At 53.5% G+C, this 15,094-nt stretch carries 12 protein-coding genes; 11 read left to right on the forward strand and 1 reads right to left on the reverse strand.

The window, feature by feature from the left end:
• The first annotated feature begins 73 nt into the window (after positions 1-73).
• Positions 74-526, forward strand: a complete 453-nt coding sequence (locus IAE55_RS19680; RefSeq protein ID WP_105443852.1) for an SRPBCC family protein — start codon at positions 74-76, stop codon at positions 524-526.
• 113 nt (positions 527-639) lie between these two features.
• Here IAE55_RS19680 and IAE55_RS19685 read toward each other — a convergent pair whose 3' ends face one another.
• Positions 640-1,293 (reverse strand): cell wall hydrolase, encoded by a 654-nt coding sequence (locus tag IAE55_RS19685; protein WP_234489711.1) that lies wholly within the window; start codon positions 1,291-1,293, stop codon positions 640-642.
• 277 nt (positions 1,294-1,570) lie between these two features.
• Between IAE55_RS19685 and IAE55_RS19690 the strand changes: the two genes are divergently transcribed.
• The 10 genes from IAE55_RS19690 (at position 1,571) to melA (ending at position 15,077) form a co-directional block, all read left to right on the forward strand.
• Positions 1,571-3,823, forward strand: a complete 2,253-nt coding sequence (locus IAE55_RS19690; RefSeq protein ID WP_200633651.1) for a helix-turn-helix domain-containing protein — start codon at positions 1,571-1,573, stop codon at positions 3,821-3,823.
• A gap of 258 nt (positions 3,824-4,081) precedes the next feature.
• A complete protein-coding gene (locus IAE55_RS19695; protein WP_116231465.1) occupies positions 4,082-5,056 on the forward strand; it encodes an ABC transporter permease in 975 nt (324 codons plus the stop codon).
• The gene (locus IAE55_RS19700) at positions 5,050-5,964 is read left to right on the forward strand and encodes a carbohydrate ABC transporter permease (protein ID WP_234489712.1); all 915 of its coding nucleotides are present in this window, start codon (positions 5,050-5,052) and stop codon (positions 5,962-5,964) included. The genes IAE55_RS19695 and IAE55_RS19700 overlap by 7 nt, the downstream gene beginning before the upstream one ends.
• Before the next feature lie 88 nt (positions 5,965-6,052).
• The gene (locus IAE55_RS19705) at positions 6,053-7,717 is read left to right on the forward strand and encodes an ABC transporter substrate-binding protein (protein ID WP_442793341.1); all 1,665 of its coding nucleotides are present in this window, start codon (positions 6,053-6,055) and stop codon (positions 7,715-7,717) included.
• Positions 7,718-7,819: 102 nt separating this feature from the next.
• Complete coding sequence (locus IAE55_RS19710; RefSeq protein ID WP_200633653.1) at positions 7,820-9,247, forward strand: alpha-L-fucosidase; 1,428 nt, start codon at positions 7,820-7,822, stop codon at positions 9,245-9,247.
• A 187-nt stretch (positions 9,248-9,434) separates the two neighbouring features.
• Positions 9,435-10,223, forward strand: a complete 789-nt coding sequence (locus tag IAE55_RS19715; protein ID WP_076168852.1) for a helix-turn-helix domain-containing protein — start codon at positions 9,435-9,437, stop codon at positions 10,221-10,223.
• Between the two features lie 172 nt (positions 10,224-10,395).
• Complete coding sequence (locus IAE55_RS19720) at positions 10,396-11,340, forward strand: carbohydrate ABC transporter permease (RefSeq protein WP_234489713.1); 945 nt, start codon at positions 10,396-10,398, stop codon at positions 11,338-11,340.
• Positions 11,341-11,362: 22 nt separating this feature from the next.
• Positions 11,363-12,745: an ABC transporter substrate-binding protein gene (locus IAE55_RS19725; protein WP_200633654.1), complete on the forward strand. Its 1,383-nt coding sequence runs from the start codon at positions 11,363-11,365 to the stop codon at positions 12,743-12,745.
• Between the two features lie 80 nt (positions 12,746-12,825).
• Positions 12,826-13,695 carry a carbohydrate ABC transporter permease gene (locus tag IAE55_RS19730; RefSeq protein ID WP_200633655.1) on the forward strand — a complete coding sequence of 290 codons (870 nt, stop codon included), beginning with the start codon at positions 12,826-12,828 and terminating at the stop codon, positions 13,693-13,695.
• Between the two features lie 59 nt (positions 13,696-13,754).
• On the forward strand, positions 13,755-15,077 hold the full coding sequence (gene melA / locus IAE55_RS19735; protein WP_200633656.1) for an alpha-galactosidase: 1,323 nt from the start codon (positions 13,755-13,757) through the stop codon (positions 15,075-15,077).
• Positions 15,078-15,094 lie beyond the last annotated feature (17 nt).

A 15,094-nucleotide genomic window follows, 5' to 3' on the forward strand; every position in this document is an offset into this window, starting at 1 on the left:
CGTCACCTTTTATAATGGGCCTACCGGTAAAAAATAGGCGCCTAAAAAATTGAGCCTGTAGGAGGACATTGGCATGACGATCGGTAAGAACGAAATTATTTCCACACGGGCGTTCGACGCACCGCAGCACCTTGTGTATCAGGCCTGGACGACCCCGGATTTATTGGCCCGCTGGTGGGGGCCTCACGGGTTCACGAATACGTTCCATGAAATCGACATCACGCCGGGCGGAGCCTGGAAATTCACCATGCACGGACCGGATGGCCGGGATTATCCAAACGAGAGCGTTTTTGTAGAAATTGTCCCTATGGAGCGGGTCGTCCTGGAACATCTCTCCGAGCCCCAGTTCCGCGTTACGGCGACGTTTGAAGAAGAAAAGGGCCGGACTAAAGTTGTTTTTCGCCAGACGTTCAAAAAGGAAAAGCAATTTGAGCAGATCAAACAAATGTGCATCAACGGCAATGAGGAAAATTTCGACCGGTTCGGCCAACTGCTGGAGGAAATGAAGTCCGGCACCGCGGGTTAAGCGCAGCTTAAGGGGAGCGGGAGTGACAGTCAAGACAGGTGGCATTCACGATGTTACTGCCGTATTAAAAAAAGGCCCAGGGGCATGATCCCTTGGGCCTATGTACGTTGATATCAAATGGCAAATACATGACGTCCGATATTTACGGTACGGGCGCGCGTCCAAATCCACTTGTTCGTTGCCGTTTTCGGGTTATAGTAGTAGAGCGAGTTATGGGTCGGGTCCCATCCGCGCACGGCATCGATGGCGGCACGATAGGCGGTCCGGTTCGGCTTCATGCCGTACTGGCCGTCGCTGACGGCGGTGAATGCGTTTTTCTGAAAAACGACGCCTTGAATCGTGTCCGGGAACTCGTCCGACTGAATCCGGTTCATGATGACGGCACCGACGGCTACCTGTCCTTTATAGGACTCGCCGCGGGCTTCAGCGTAAATGATTTTCGCCATAATCTCCATATCGTTTTTGCTTAAGGTGTACTTCCGGAGCTGTCTCCACGTAGCGGGACCGACCGTGCCATCCGCAGCGGAGCCGTACTCCCTCTGGAATTCCTTGACGCTGGCTTCCGTGCCGGGGCCGTATTTTCCGTCCAGAGCACCGTCATAGAGACCGAGCACCTGCAGCCGGTACTGTAAATCAGAAACTTTGGGATCCTCGCTCCCTAATTTAAGGACGGGAGCCGCTTCGGCATGATCAGCCTTCCACGCGAAGCTTTGAATGACTAAGAGGACGACGAGGATCGAGGTAACTGCCCATTTTTTGGTTGTCATCGAAATCATCTCCTTCACGAGGCATTATAACGGGAGGAGGACGGACAAGGCAAAGCCATAAACTGGAAAATATGTGGTAAAACCTTGCGGCTCTAAGCGAAATTTTGGAAAATCGGCGGGGTTAAAATGATGGTGTAGGTTCGTTTTTTACACGTTATGCATTTGGAACTAATGAATTCGAGGCCGCAGGATGCTATAATTGAACAAATATGAAAGCGTTTTACTAGGGCGGCAGACAGGAGATTTAGGAGCCATACATAAGGAGTGCATAGAACGGATGGGGAAACGGAATTGGTTTTACCGCCAGCTTTTTTCATATATGCCAGCTTTCTTAATCGTCATTTCGTTTATTTTTTTCGTTTTCTTTCAAATGCTGGGGGATCAGAGCCGCAAGGAAGCCGTAAAAGCCAATGAGACGCTGATGCTGCAGGCGATGAGCTCCATTGACGCTTCCCTGAAAACGATCGAGCAGATGCTGATGACGGAACTGCTGAATAATCCGGATTTGTCGACTTTTTACAAGAGCGGAACCGAAAACGACTATTACCTGAACATCCGGATCGTCAAGTTTATGAATAACTTCAGAAATGCCTATCCTTTGGTGGATTCCATTTATCTCGTCCGGTCCAGCGACGGATTTGTCCTGAGCAATGCGACCAGCTCCAGCCTGGAAGACTATCCGGATGCGTCTTTTATCAAGCCATATATCGAGCAGGCGAAGAAGGATGAGGGCTGGAGCGGTGTCCGCCATTTCGAGGAGTTCAGCATTAAAGGGCCGAAGCGGGTCGTGAGCCTTGCGTTGAAGGCGCCTTTCCTGAAGACCGGGCAGGGATTCCTGGTCGTGAATGTAACGGCGGATGGGCTGAGCCAGTTGATCGAGAGTATGTACAGCCGGGATGTCAGCTACATCCATATCATCGACAAATCGGGGGCAGACGTGCTTCCGAACGGTAAATCGGAGCAGGAGCGCAGCATCGTGTCGAGCGCGATTTCGCCCGTGACCGGCTGGGATTACCAAAGCGGACTGATTAACGGAAAATGGGTGGACGTGGCTAGCCAGCTCTATAACGTCTGGTTCATCCTTGGTATCGTTATGATCGCCGCAGGCGGCTTGTGGATCGTCTATGCCGCACGAAAAAATTACAAGCCGATCGAAAGGATCGTCACCCAGGTTCAGAAGTTATCCCAGACGAAGGCGGCGGCTCTGATGCAGGGCAGCGGCCAGGACGAGTTTACCTTTTTGCAGTCCGCCATTAATCAGATGCTGGAGCAGTCCAACACCTATCAGCGCCAGTTCCGCGAGGATCTGCACGTCAAGAAGGCGTATCTGTTCCAGCAGCTGGTCGAAGGGCAACATTTACCGAAATCCGAAGAATGGGAAGCCCTGCGGGACACGATGCAGCTCAACGATCTCGACATGCCGCAGGTCGTGTGCGTTGTAGAAATCGACAAGTTTGCTTCGTTCTGCAGCCAGTTCACCCAAGAGGACCAGTACTTGATGAAGTTCGCCCTGAAGAGCGTCATCCAGGAAACCGCCCAAGAGCACGGGGGAATCGTGTGGACGGAATGGATTTCCGGCGACGGGCTCGGAGTGCTGGTGCAGATCGAGGAGACGGACGATCCCCGCGGCCGGGTCACCGATATGCTGGACCATGCAAGAAGATGGGTGCAGGAGCATTTGAAGCTTACCGTTACGGTCGGTGCGGGGGCGGCAGCCCAATGCCCGGTGGAAATTCCGGAATCTTACGCCCAAGCCCAGCAGGCTCTGAAATATAAAATGGTTCTCGGCAGCAACCGGATCATTTTCTACGATTCGCTGGCCAAAGAGGATCAGGGAGCCATGTTCGACTATTTTCAGCTGGTCCACTCAATCGCCCAATCGTTCCGGCTCGGCAAGCCGGACTGGAAGGATAAGTACGGCCAATTGATTCAAGGTATCGGGCAGCATCTGCTGAGCCGCGACCATATCGTCAGCCTGGCGGATTATTTGATCTATTCCATCGGGCGGGAAATGGGCAAAATGACGAAGGAATACCAGGAGCTGTGGGAGGAGACCGGGCACCGTCCCCTGCAGCAGGCGCTGCACGCGTCAGATACCTTTGAGCAGGTGGAAGAGAGCTTCATGAAGACGCTGGAACGGTGTTATGAACAGCTGCTGCAAATTCAGGTCACCCGGAATCATTCGGATACGATCCGCAAGGTCCGCGAAACGATGGAGCGGGAATTCGCCAATCCGGATTTGTCGCTTGATTTTCTCAGTGAACGGTTCGATCTTCCCTCCAAAACGCTCAGCAAATTGTTCAAGGAGGAAACCGGGCAGAAGTTCGTGGACTATCTGATCGAGCTTCGGGTCGGCCGCGCGCGGACGCTGCTGAAGAATACGGACCATGCCGTGCAGGAAATCGCCGAAGAGGTCGGATATTTGAACGTCATTTCGTTTGGTCGGATGTTTAAAAAAATCGTGGGCCTGTCTCCGGGGGAATACCGTGAACACATCACCCGGACAGAGCGGGATTCAGCCGCTCTCTGACAAGCCGTTTGCGCCAGTTCCTCAAGGTGCCGTATCCCGCCGGGACAGATCCCTGCGGGATTTTTTTGGGTATGGACCAGGCCGGGAAGAAAAAAGTTGCACGGAGAAAAAGGTTTAGCCCTTCAGATTTTTCCTATGGGAACGCCGATTCCGTAACATGGCGGAAATAAGTTGACCGGGCGAAAGTTGTATATTGAACGCATCCGTGCCGTGCCGATAACATGAAGGCAACTCAAGCGCAAAGGAGAGTCGGCAGGTATGGAAGCAACTCGCAGCAAGGCGGCTTCGCCGCATCCCCCCGGATTGGCCGCCCGCCGGAAGAGGGCGGGGTCACAGGCAGGCCGGAAAATCAGGAAGCACTGGCAGTTTTATTTGCTCGTCTTTCTCCCTCTGCTTTATATCGTCATTTTCAAGTACGTGCCGATGTTCGGCGTCATCATCGCATTTAAGGAGTACAACGTCGTACAAGGCATCCTCGGCAGCCCCTGGGCCGGGCTGAAGTACTTTAAGCAGCTGTTTGATACCCCGTTCTTCTGGCAGTACTTTAAGAACACGCTCGAAATTTCGCTGTACGGCATGGCCATCGGATTTCCGGCGCCGATCATTCTGGCGCTGGCGCTGAACGAAATTCGCAACGGCTTGTTCAAGAAATCGGTTCAAATGATTACCTATGCCCCTTACTTCATATCAACGGTCGTGATCGTCTCGATTCTGATCGTCAACTTGTCGCCAAACGTCGGGCTCCTCAGCAACATCTTCAGGTCGCTCGGAATGGAGCCGATCGATTTTATGGGCAAGGCGGGGTACTTCAAAACGATTTACGTCCTCTCGGATGTGTGGCAGTTCACCGGATACGGGGCGATCATTTATATCGCGGCGCTGTCCGGGGTCAATCCCGATTTATACGAGGCTGCCAAGGTGGACGGAGCTTCCCGGTTTCAGAAAATTGTCCATATCGACCTTCCCAGCCTCGTTCCGGTCATCGTCATCATGCTGATTCTGAACCTGGGACAGATCATGGGACTGGGCTTCGAGAAGATCTACTTAATGCAAAATCCGCTGAACCTGAACACGTCGGAGGTCATTTCGACTTACGTCTACAAGATCGGCTTGCTGGGCGCCAATTTCAGCTTCTCGGCCGCGATCGGGCTGTTCAACTCGGTCATTAACTTTGTGCTGCTGATCCTTGTCAATTTCATCGCCAAAAAGATTTCGTCCAACAGTTTATGGTAGGAGGTGCGGAAAGCGTGCAATCAACGAAAATACGCGAAGCGGTAGCGGACCGGCTGTTTCTGGGCATCGTCTACCTGTTTTTATCGCTGGTGCTGATCGTCATTTTATTTCCATTGCTGCATGTGCTGAGCGCATCCTTCAGCTCGCCGGCGGCGGTGACGTCCGGGAAGGTGTGGCTCTGGCCCGTGAATTTCAGCCTGGTCGGCTACAAGGCGGTATTCCAAAATTCCGATATTTTGATCGGATTCGGCAATTCGCTCTTTTATTCGGTCGTAGGTACGCTCATTAACGTTTCGTTCACGGTGATGCTGGCCTATCCGCTGGCCCGCAAAACGTTTTACGGCCGCGGGCTGATTATGGTGCTGATCGTGTTTACGATGTTTTTCGACGGCGGGCTGATTCCGAACTATCTGCTCGTCAAATCCCTCGGTATGGTCAATACGAGATGGGCCATGATCATCCCCGGCGCGCTGGCCGTATTTCAGGTCATTATCGCCAGGACGTTCTTCCAGTCGCTTCCCGACGAGCTGGCCGAGGCCGCTGAAATGGACGGGTGCAGCGACATGAGATTTTTTCTGCAGGTCGTACTGCCGTTATCCAAGCCCATCCTTGCGGTATTGTTCCTGATGTATGCCATCGGGCATTGGAACGCTTACTTTAATGCACTCATTTACCTGAAAGACAACAGCATGTTCCCTCTGCAAATCTTCCTGCGGAACATTCTCATCCTGAACTCGGAAAATTCCGACATGATGACCAATGTGAACAGCCTGCTCGTGCAGCAGGGGCTGAAGGATTTGCTGAAATATTCGCTTATCGTCGTCTCCAGCGCGCCGGTGCTGATCATTTATCCGTTTGTCCAGAAGCATTTTGTTAAAGGAGTCATGATCGGATCGCTGAAGGGATGATGGCGGTGAACGGAATTCCGTAAGGGGGGTGTGACCGGGTTAACGCTGCAGGATGTTTTGAAGTGGTCATTTGTAAGGGGGCATGGATATGAGCCATTTAAGCAAAGGAGGAGTTTCTTTGAAAAAACGGGCATTTATCGGCTTAAGCGTGTTGTTGGTATTATCCCTTCTGCTGTCGGCATGCGGAGGCTCCAAGCAGGAGCAGAATGACGCTGGGGCTGCCGGCTCGGATCCCAGTAAACCGGTGGAGCTGTCGGTATTCGCGCCGCAGCAGGCGGGGATCGAAAACATGGACGTTAACAAGTTCTCCAAGTACATCGAGGACAAGCTCGGCATCAAGTTTAATTGGAGCACGGTGCCGGACGCCGGCTTCAGCGACAAAAAGCTGCTGCTTCTGGCGAGCGGCGACTACCCGGCCGTCATCATGAACGCGGGCATATCCAAAGCGGACCAGATCAAATACGGCCAGCAGGGAGCCTTCATCCCGCTGAACGATCTGATCGACCAGTACGCCCCCAACATTAAAAAGGCGATGGAGGACGTGTCTTACCTGAAGCAGGGCATGGTCGCCCCGGACGGCAAAATTTACGCGCTGCCGAAGCTGAACGAATGTCTGCACTGCACCTATGGGCAGCGGATGTGGATCAATACTTCCTGGCTGGAGAAGCTGGGCCTGTCGATGCCGACGACGACCGATGAGTTTTACAACGTGCTGAAGGCATTTAAGGAGAAAGACCCGAACGGCAACGGCAAAGCCGACGAAATTCCGTTCACCACCTCGTCCGATGGCGTATGGGGAGGCGGCGTGGATTCGTTCCTGATGAACGCTTTTATCTATGACAACACCTCGGATTACTTAAGCATCAAAGACGGCCAGGTCATCTATTCACCGGCGCAGCCCGAATGGAAGGAAGGCCTGAAGTATTTGCGGAAGCTGTTTGCCGAAGGCTTGATGGATAAAGCCGTTTTTACGCAGAACAACGATGCGGTGAAGCAGCTGGCCAACAAGCCGGACGCCGCCGTGGGCACCGTAGGTTACGCGCTGCTTAGCAGTGCCTTCAGCGTGGACGACTCGAACCCGAGACATAAAGATTACGACGTCGTTCCGCCGCTGAAAGGACCAAATGGAGTCCAGCTGACAGGCTACAGCATTGGCGTGGGCGACGGATCGTTCGTGATCACGAACAAGGCGACGAAAGAGGAGCAGGTCGCTGCCATCAAACTGGCGGATTATCTCTGGTCCGAAGAGGGAACGGTCATGACCTCCTGGGGCTTTGAAGGTGAAGGCTGGAAAAAAGCCGACAGCGGCAAGCTGGATTACAACGGCAAACCGGCGAAGTATGAAGTGGTTCCGAAGGCTCCGTCCGCGAACGGGGAAACGGCGCTGGACAATTTCTGGTGGCAGCTCGGCACGATGCAAATGCTCAACTCCATCCGCGAATCCTTTGCCGCTCCAAGCGATCCGCTGGGCAACGGTGCCTATGAATACCGCTTATGGCTGGCAGCCAAAAAATACGAGCCTTTCGCCAAGCCGGAAGTCGTCTATCCTGCGGATACGTTCATTGACCCGGCGGACGCCATGACGGTTGCGCAAATGCAGAAGTCGCTGACTGATTATGTGAAATCGAGCCTGGCGCAGTTCGTGACGGGCAACAAAGACATCGACAAGGATTGGGACAGCTATATCGCCGGCTTCAAGGGATTGCAGCTGGATCAATACTTGGCGATCTACCAAAAAGCGTTAAAGAAATAAGGGACAGCAGCCGGATATCTGAGGTGTAAAGCAGGTATCCGGCTTTTACAAGGAGAACAAGGTATGCATACCTGTAATCAAAACCAGGATGGAGGGCATTTCATGATGGTAACGACCGAAAGGATCCGCTACGCCGCACAGGTTCAGCCGACCGAACGGCAGCTGGCCGTGCAGGAGATGGAGTTCTACGCGTTCATTCATTTTACGGTCAATACGTTTACGGACCGGGAGTGGGGGGACGGGAAGGAGGATCCGGCTATCTTTAATCCGGCGGAGCTGGATGCCGGCCAATGGGTGGCGGCGATCAAGTCAGCCGGAATGAAGGGGCTGATTCTGACCTGCAAGCACCACGACGGTTTCTGCCTCTGGCCGAGCCGGTATACGGAGCACTCGGTCAAGAACAGCCCGTGGAAGGACGGGCAGGGCGATGTGGTCCGGGAAGTGTCGGAGGCGTGCCGGAGGGAAGGGATCCGCTTTGGCATTTACCTGTCCCCCTGGGACCGGCATGAGCCTACATACGGCGATTCGCCGGCGTATAACGAATATTTTACCAATCAGCTGAGAGAGCTGCTGACCAATTATGGCGACGTGTTCTGCGTCTGGTTCGACGGCGCCTGCGGTGAAGGGCCGAACGGCAAGCGCCAGGTGTACGACTGGGACGCTTACTACGCGCTGATCCGCGAGCTGCAGCCGGAGGCGGCGATTTCGGTCTGCGGTCCGGATATCCGCTGGTGCGGCAACGAAGCCGGCCACTGCCGGGAATCGGAGTGGAGCGTCGTGCCTGCGTCGCTGCGGGATAACGAGAAGATCCAGGCGAAATCGCAGCAGGAAGACGATCCGGCGTTTGCCCGGAGCTACCGGTCGGAGGACGAGGACCTGGGCAGCCGGGCGGTCATCGAGCACGAGCAGGATCTGGTCTGGTACCCGGCGGAGGTCAACACGTCGATCCGTCCGGGTTGGTTCTACCACGCCTCCGAAGATGACAAGGTCAAATCGCTGGATGAGCTGATGAACGTATATTATGGATCGGTCGGCGGCAACGCGACGTTCCTACTTAACCTTCCGCCGGACCGGCGCGGCCTCATTCATGAGCGGGACGTCCAGCGCCTGCAGGAGCTGGGGGACAGGATCCGCAGCACGTTTGGTACAGACTTGGCTGCAGGGGCTGCGGTGGAGGCATCCGTCCAGGCAGAAGACCATCAAGCAGACCATGTTCTTGACGGACAACCGGACACGTACTGGGCGCCGCCCGAAGGCACGGAGCAGGCGTCGCTCACGCTGGATCTGCAGAGGGAGACCTCCTTTGACCACATCGTGCTGCAGGAATACCGGTACAGCCAGCGGGTAGAGCGCTTTGAGCTCGAGTATCTGGATGGAGATACGTGGAAAACAGTTTATGCGGGTACGGTTATCGGCCACAAGCGGATCTGCCGTTTTCCCGCCGTCAAGAGCCGTTATATCCGGCTTCAAATCCGGGAGTCCCGGTGGTGTCCGCAGATTTCCTCCATTCGGATCTATCTGCAGCCATAGAGCGGAATAATTATAGTTTCTTTTCAATCGTATACTATGCACACTTATTAAACTCCTCGCTGAGGCGGCCCGTATAGGGTCTGTCCATCGGGGAGTTTTTTTGCGGTTATCCGACATTCCCGCCTCAGTATAATGTTAATGAACTTCGAACCAACAACTTCAAATTATGGAAGGTGGGATATTCGTATTGGATAGATCTTCACTGTACACCGATCTCGTAACGTACCCTTCCGGATGGAAAATGGGCACGCATGTGCATCCCCATTTCGAAATCTGCGTGGTCACTTTCGGACGAGGTGTGTTCTATGCTGAAGACCAGGTCTTTTCGATTCAGGAGGGGGACGTCATCCTGATCACCCCAGGCGTACCCCACGACTACAGCTCCGTTACACCGATCCGCTTCGCCGTCCTGCAGGTTGACCATTTGTCGCATGAGCTCGAACGGTTATTTTTTCAAATGACAAATGAAGAATCGCTGCACCTGTTTCCCCTGGCCCATTATGCATTGGAGCGTTTTGAGAAGTTGTTCAGCGTGTGGCTCCACATGACCTCCGTCCGTCCGAATCAGCTGTTTAACCGGTTGTTAAAAACGTGGGTCGAGTTATTTATGCTGTTTTTATTGGACCGCATCGAACAACAGGATTCCAGAATCACCTTGGATGCCATCGCCGAGTATATCAGAACTAACCTGGACAAAGAAATGAGGGTGACCGATCTGGCGCGGATGATCCGCATGTCGGAGAGCGGGCTGCGCTCCTGTTTCAAAAAGACTTACGGTCTCTCACCCAAGCAATATCTACAGCAGTACCGGATGTCCGAGGCCAAAATGCTGCTTACCTTCTCCGACAAGACGGTTCAGCAAATCGCGAGCGGGGTCGGATTCCCCAATATTCATGCCTTCTCCGCCTGGTTTCAAAAACAGACGGGAATGTCTCCCACCGCCTGGAGGAAAGAGCAGCGAAGAAGGGGCGGGTGAGAAGTCGAAGGCTGTCTTCGGTAAATGTTAAGCGATAATCGTAAAACTTGTGAAGTTTTTTATAAATACAGCGAGAGCGTCCCTTTATAAAATAGGCTTGCACGTTTAAGAAAACGCTGTCAAAGGAGGGGGAATCTGCTAAATCTGCAAAAATCGGCTAGGAGGTGTCTGCTTGTCCCGTTCAAGTGCAGAGGTTCAACCGTCTGTTCAGGTCCGTTCGTCTAGGGGATCCATGAGCAAAATCGCAAAAGTGAATCTTCGGAACGGTCTGCTGTTCGTTTCACCCTGGCTGGCAGGGTTTGCCGCCTTTTCGCTGCTGCCGTTTCTGCTATCCCTGTACTACAGCTTTACGACCTACGATGTGGTCAGTTCGCCCGTATGGGTAGGGTTGGATAATTTTGTGCAGTTATTCAAAGACCCGTTATTCTGGAAATCGATTACCAACACGATGTACTATACGTTATTTTCGGTTCCGCTCGGCATCGTCTTCGGCGTGGCTCTGGCGCTGCTGCTGAACATGAAAGTTAAGGGAATGGCTTTGTACCGGACGATTTTTTACCTGCCCAGCATCGTTCCGGTTGTGGCGTCTTCCGTACTGTGGCTGTGGCTGTTCGACCCGCAGTTCGGACTGATCAACGGTCTGCTGGATGCCATCGGCATTGCGGGTCCCGGGTGGCTGGTCGACCCGGCATGGTCGAAGCCTGCCCTGATCGTGATGGGACTGTGGGGCGTCGGCGGCGCGATGATCATCTATCTCGCAGGGCTGCAGGATATTCCGCAGGAAATGTACGAGTCGGCGCAGATCGACGGGGCGGTATGGTGGCAAAAAATCGTCTATATTACGCTGCCGATGCTGAGTCCGGTCATTTTCTTCAATTTAATTATGGGCCTGATCGGTTCCTTTCAGTATTTTACGCAGGCCTACATTATTACGTCCGGCGGACCCAATGATTCTACGCTGTTCTATTCGCTGTATCTGTACAAGAACGCCTTTTCTTACTTCCATATGGGGTATGCCTCGGCTATGGCATGGATTTTGTTCCTGCTGATTATGGCCGTCACGCTGCTGGTATTTAAGAGCTCGGCACGCTGGGTTTTCTATGGCGGGGAAAGGTAAAACGATATCGGAGGTGCATGGAATGAAGTCAACGCTCAAACCGTTCTTATCGATGGTGCTGATCATGCTGATGCTTGCCGGCCTAATAGCATGTTCCTCACCGGGTACTCCGGCGGCCGGGCAGGATGGCAAGAAGGAAGATACGTCCGCCCCGTCTTCCGATTCCGGGAAGAAAGGCGACGGAAAAGCCGTAGAAGTTACATATTGGCATATGTGGACGAGTGACTGGAAGAAGCTGATCGACAGCCTGGTTGATGAGTTTAATCAGACGCATCCCGGCATTCATGTGACCGCACTCTCTATTACCGGCGATGCCAACGCTAAATTTTTGACGGCACAGGCCGGCGGGGATCCGCCCGACGTCATGACCCAATGGAACCAGATCATTCCCTCGTGGGCGGAAAAGGGAGCCATCGCTTCACTGGATCCGTACATCCAGGCCGACGCGCCGGATTTGGGCGAGTGGATGTATCCCACGGTAAAGGAAATCGGCACCTACAAAGGAAAAATGTACGCGATCCCATTCTCGATGAACACGCTGGCGATGTATTACAACAAGGATATTTTGAAAGAGGAAGGGTTCGATCCGGAAAAACCGCCTGCCACGATCCAGGAGCTGGATGCGATGCAGGATAAATTGTGGAAACTGGATAAGCGCGGATTCATCCAGCGGGTCGGCTATATGCCGAGCGGGCTTACCCAGTGGAGCACGGCTTTCGGCGGGAAATGGGCGGATGAGGACGGCAAGCCGACGGCAACCGATCCGAACAACCTGGCCACATTGGAATGGTTTCAGTCTTACGCGAAAAAATACGATCCGACCAAAGTCGCCGCTTTTAACAAAAGCATGTCTTCCAACGTGAACTCGGCGTGGTCTTTCCTCAGCGGCAAGCAGGTGTTCGCGATGGACGGCATGTGGAGGCTGGAGGACCTGAAAAATTATGCTCCGGATCTTCAGTACGGCGTCATGACGCTGCCCTACCCGGAAGGAACCGGAAAACCGGACGCGACCTGGGTCAATGGAAACTTTAACATCATTCCGGAAAAAGCCAAGCATCCGAAAGAGGCGTGGGAATTCATCCTGTGGCTGACCGGCTACCATAACGAAGATTGGGCGGCGCAAATGCTGACCAAAGGCGGGTGGATCCCGCCATCGCCAAAAATTACGGAGAAGCAGGCTTACCAGGATTTCATGAATGAAATTCCGGCCAGAAAAACGTTCGTCGATCTGCTCGGCAGCCCTAATGCGAAGATCACACCGGTCATTCCGGTGCAGCAGTATTATTGGGACCGGGCGGCAAAAGCCGAAGAGTCCGTCATGACGGGAAACAAAGATCCGAAGCAGGCCTTGGAAACCTTGCAGAAAGAAGTCGAAGAAGAGATCGCCAAAGCCGGAGGCAAATAACGGATAAGGGCAGGGAGGAAGGGGATCCAATTTGGTTACCCTTCCTCCTGCCTTCATAACCGTGAAAGGAGAGGCCCAAGATGCTTGAAATCAAGGCACAGTCTACCACGAAATTAAGCAGAACAAAGAAAGGCGTGTTTCAACAGCTGATCGCCCATGTTTGCTTGATCGTACTGGGCATCACCTTTCTTTTTCCTTTTGTCTGGATGCTGTCCACCGCGCTCAAACCGGAGGCGCAAATTTTCAAATGGCCGCCGGAGTGGATTCCGGATCAGTTCCTATGGTCGAACTTTCCGGAGGCACTTACGTTTGTCCCGTTCGGTACTTACGTCCTCAATACGTTAACGATTTGCATCTGGGCAATGGTCGGCACCTGCGTTTCCTCCGCCCTCGTGGCTTACGGGTTTGCCAAAATCCAATGGCCGGGACGGAACGTACTGTTCATGATTATGCTCAGCACAATGATGCTGCCTTCCCAGGTCACGATGATTCCGATTTTCGTCATTTTCAAAAAGATCGGCTGGGTGGGAAGCTACAAACCGCTCATTATCCCGGCATTTTTAGGCGGTGCGTTTTTTATTTTTCTGCTGAGGCAGTTTTTTCTGACGATTCCTCAGGAACTATCCGAAGCGGCCAAGATCGACGGCTGTTCGGAGTTCCGGACCTTCTGGCAGATCATTCTCCCGCTCGCCCGTCCGGCGTTCGCCACGGTAGCGTTATTTACGTTCATGAACAACTGGAACGACTTCATGGGACCGTTAATTTATTTGAGCGACGAGAAAATGTACACCGTATCGCTTGGGTTGCAGCAGTTTATTGGTCAATACGGCACGCGTTGGGGGATGCTGATGGCGGCTTCCACCGTTGCGACGCTGCCTATTATCATTTTGTTCTTTTTTGCCCAAAAGACCTTTATTCAGGGGATTTCGACGACAGGCATCAAAGGCTGACAGCTGACTGGCCGGGGTTCTGGCCGCATGCAGCTTGATCAAAAGGGAGGAATTCGGCAGTGAAGAAAATCGTATTTATCGGGGCAGGCAGTCTCGTGTTCACGAAAAACCTCGTTCGCGATCTGCTTACATTCCCTGCGCTCGCTGACAGCATCATCGCTTTGGTTGACATTGACGAGGAGCGTCTCGGATTTGCGAAGAAAACGGTGGAGAAAATTATTTCGGCCGGAGGCTATCCGGCGAAAGTCGAGGCGCATACCGACAGGACCAGAGCGCTAGACGGGGCGGACGGAGTCGTCTGCACGATCTTGGCGGGAAGCCTGGACATCTGGCGGAAAGACATCGAGATTCCGAAACAGTACGGCGTGGACATTAATGTCGGAGATACACGCGGGCCATCCGGCATATTCAGGGCGCTCCGCACGATTCCGGTGATGCTGGACATTTGCCGCGATATCGAGCGGTACTGTCCGCAGGCGGTATTTCTGAATTATACGAACCCGATGGCGATGCTGTGCAGGGCGATGCAGAGCGAAACGAACGTGACCGTGACAGGTCTGTGCCACAGCGTGCAGGGAACGGCATCGATGCTGGCCAGGTGGATCGGGGCGCCTAAAGAGGAGATCACGTATCTCTGCGCAGGCATCAATCATCAGGCGTTCTACCTGGATTTTCGCTGGAACGGCCAAGACGCGTATCCGCTTATCCGGGAGGCGATGAATCATCCGGACATTTACAACGAGGAGCAGGTCCGAAATGAAATGTTCCTTCATCTGGATTATTACGTCACGGAATCCAGCGGCCATAACTCTGAATACAATGCCTGGTTCCGAAAGCGGCCGGATTTGATTGAAAAGTACTGCACGAACGGCACGGGCTGGAATCCCGGTGAATACGCGTATATTATCAAAGGCTACGAGCAGAGGCAGGGCAGCTGGAAGGAACAGATGCGGCGCTGGATGGAAGAGCCCGTCGATTTAAACCGGGGCGAAGAGTACGCCGCGTATATCTTTAATGCTACGATCGGGGGCGGTACCCTGTTTAAATTCAACGGCAACGTCCGTAATCATGGCCTGATCGATAATTTGCCGGACGGCTGCTGCGTTGAGGTCCCGGTATTGGCTTCGAAAAGAGGGCTGGAGCCGATTCATGTGGGAGCCCTGCCGGATCAGCTGGCGGCCCTGACCAATATAAGCGCCCGCTGCGAAGAGATGGCTGTGGAAGGCGCGCTAACGGGCGATCCGCGGAAAGTATTCCATGCGGTATGCTTCGATCCGCTGACTTCCGCGGTCCTCAGCCTGGCTGAGATCAAATCGATGGTTGATGAGATGTTTGAAGCCAATCGCGAATATTTGCCGCAGTTTAAACATTTCAAATCATAGCTTATCGTTTCCTGGAT

The organism is Paenibacillus sp. S28, assembly GCF_016624415.1.
GTDB lineage: Bacteria > Bacillota > Bacilli > Paenibacillales > Paenibacillaceae > Paenibacillus_AQ > Paenibacillus_AQ favisporus.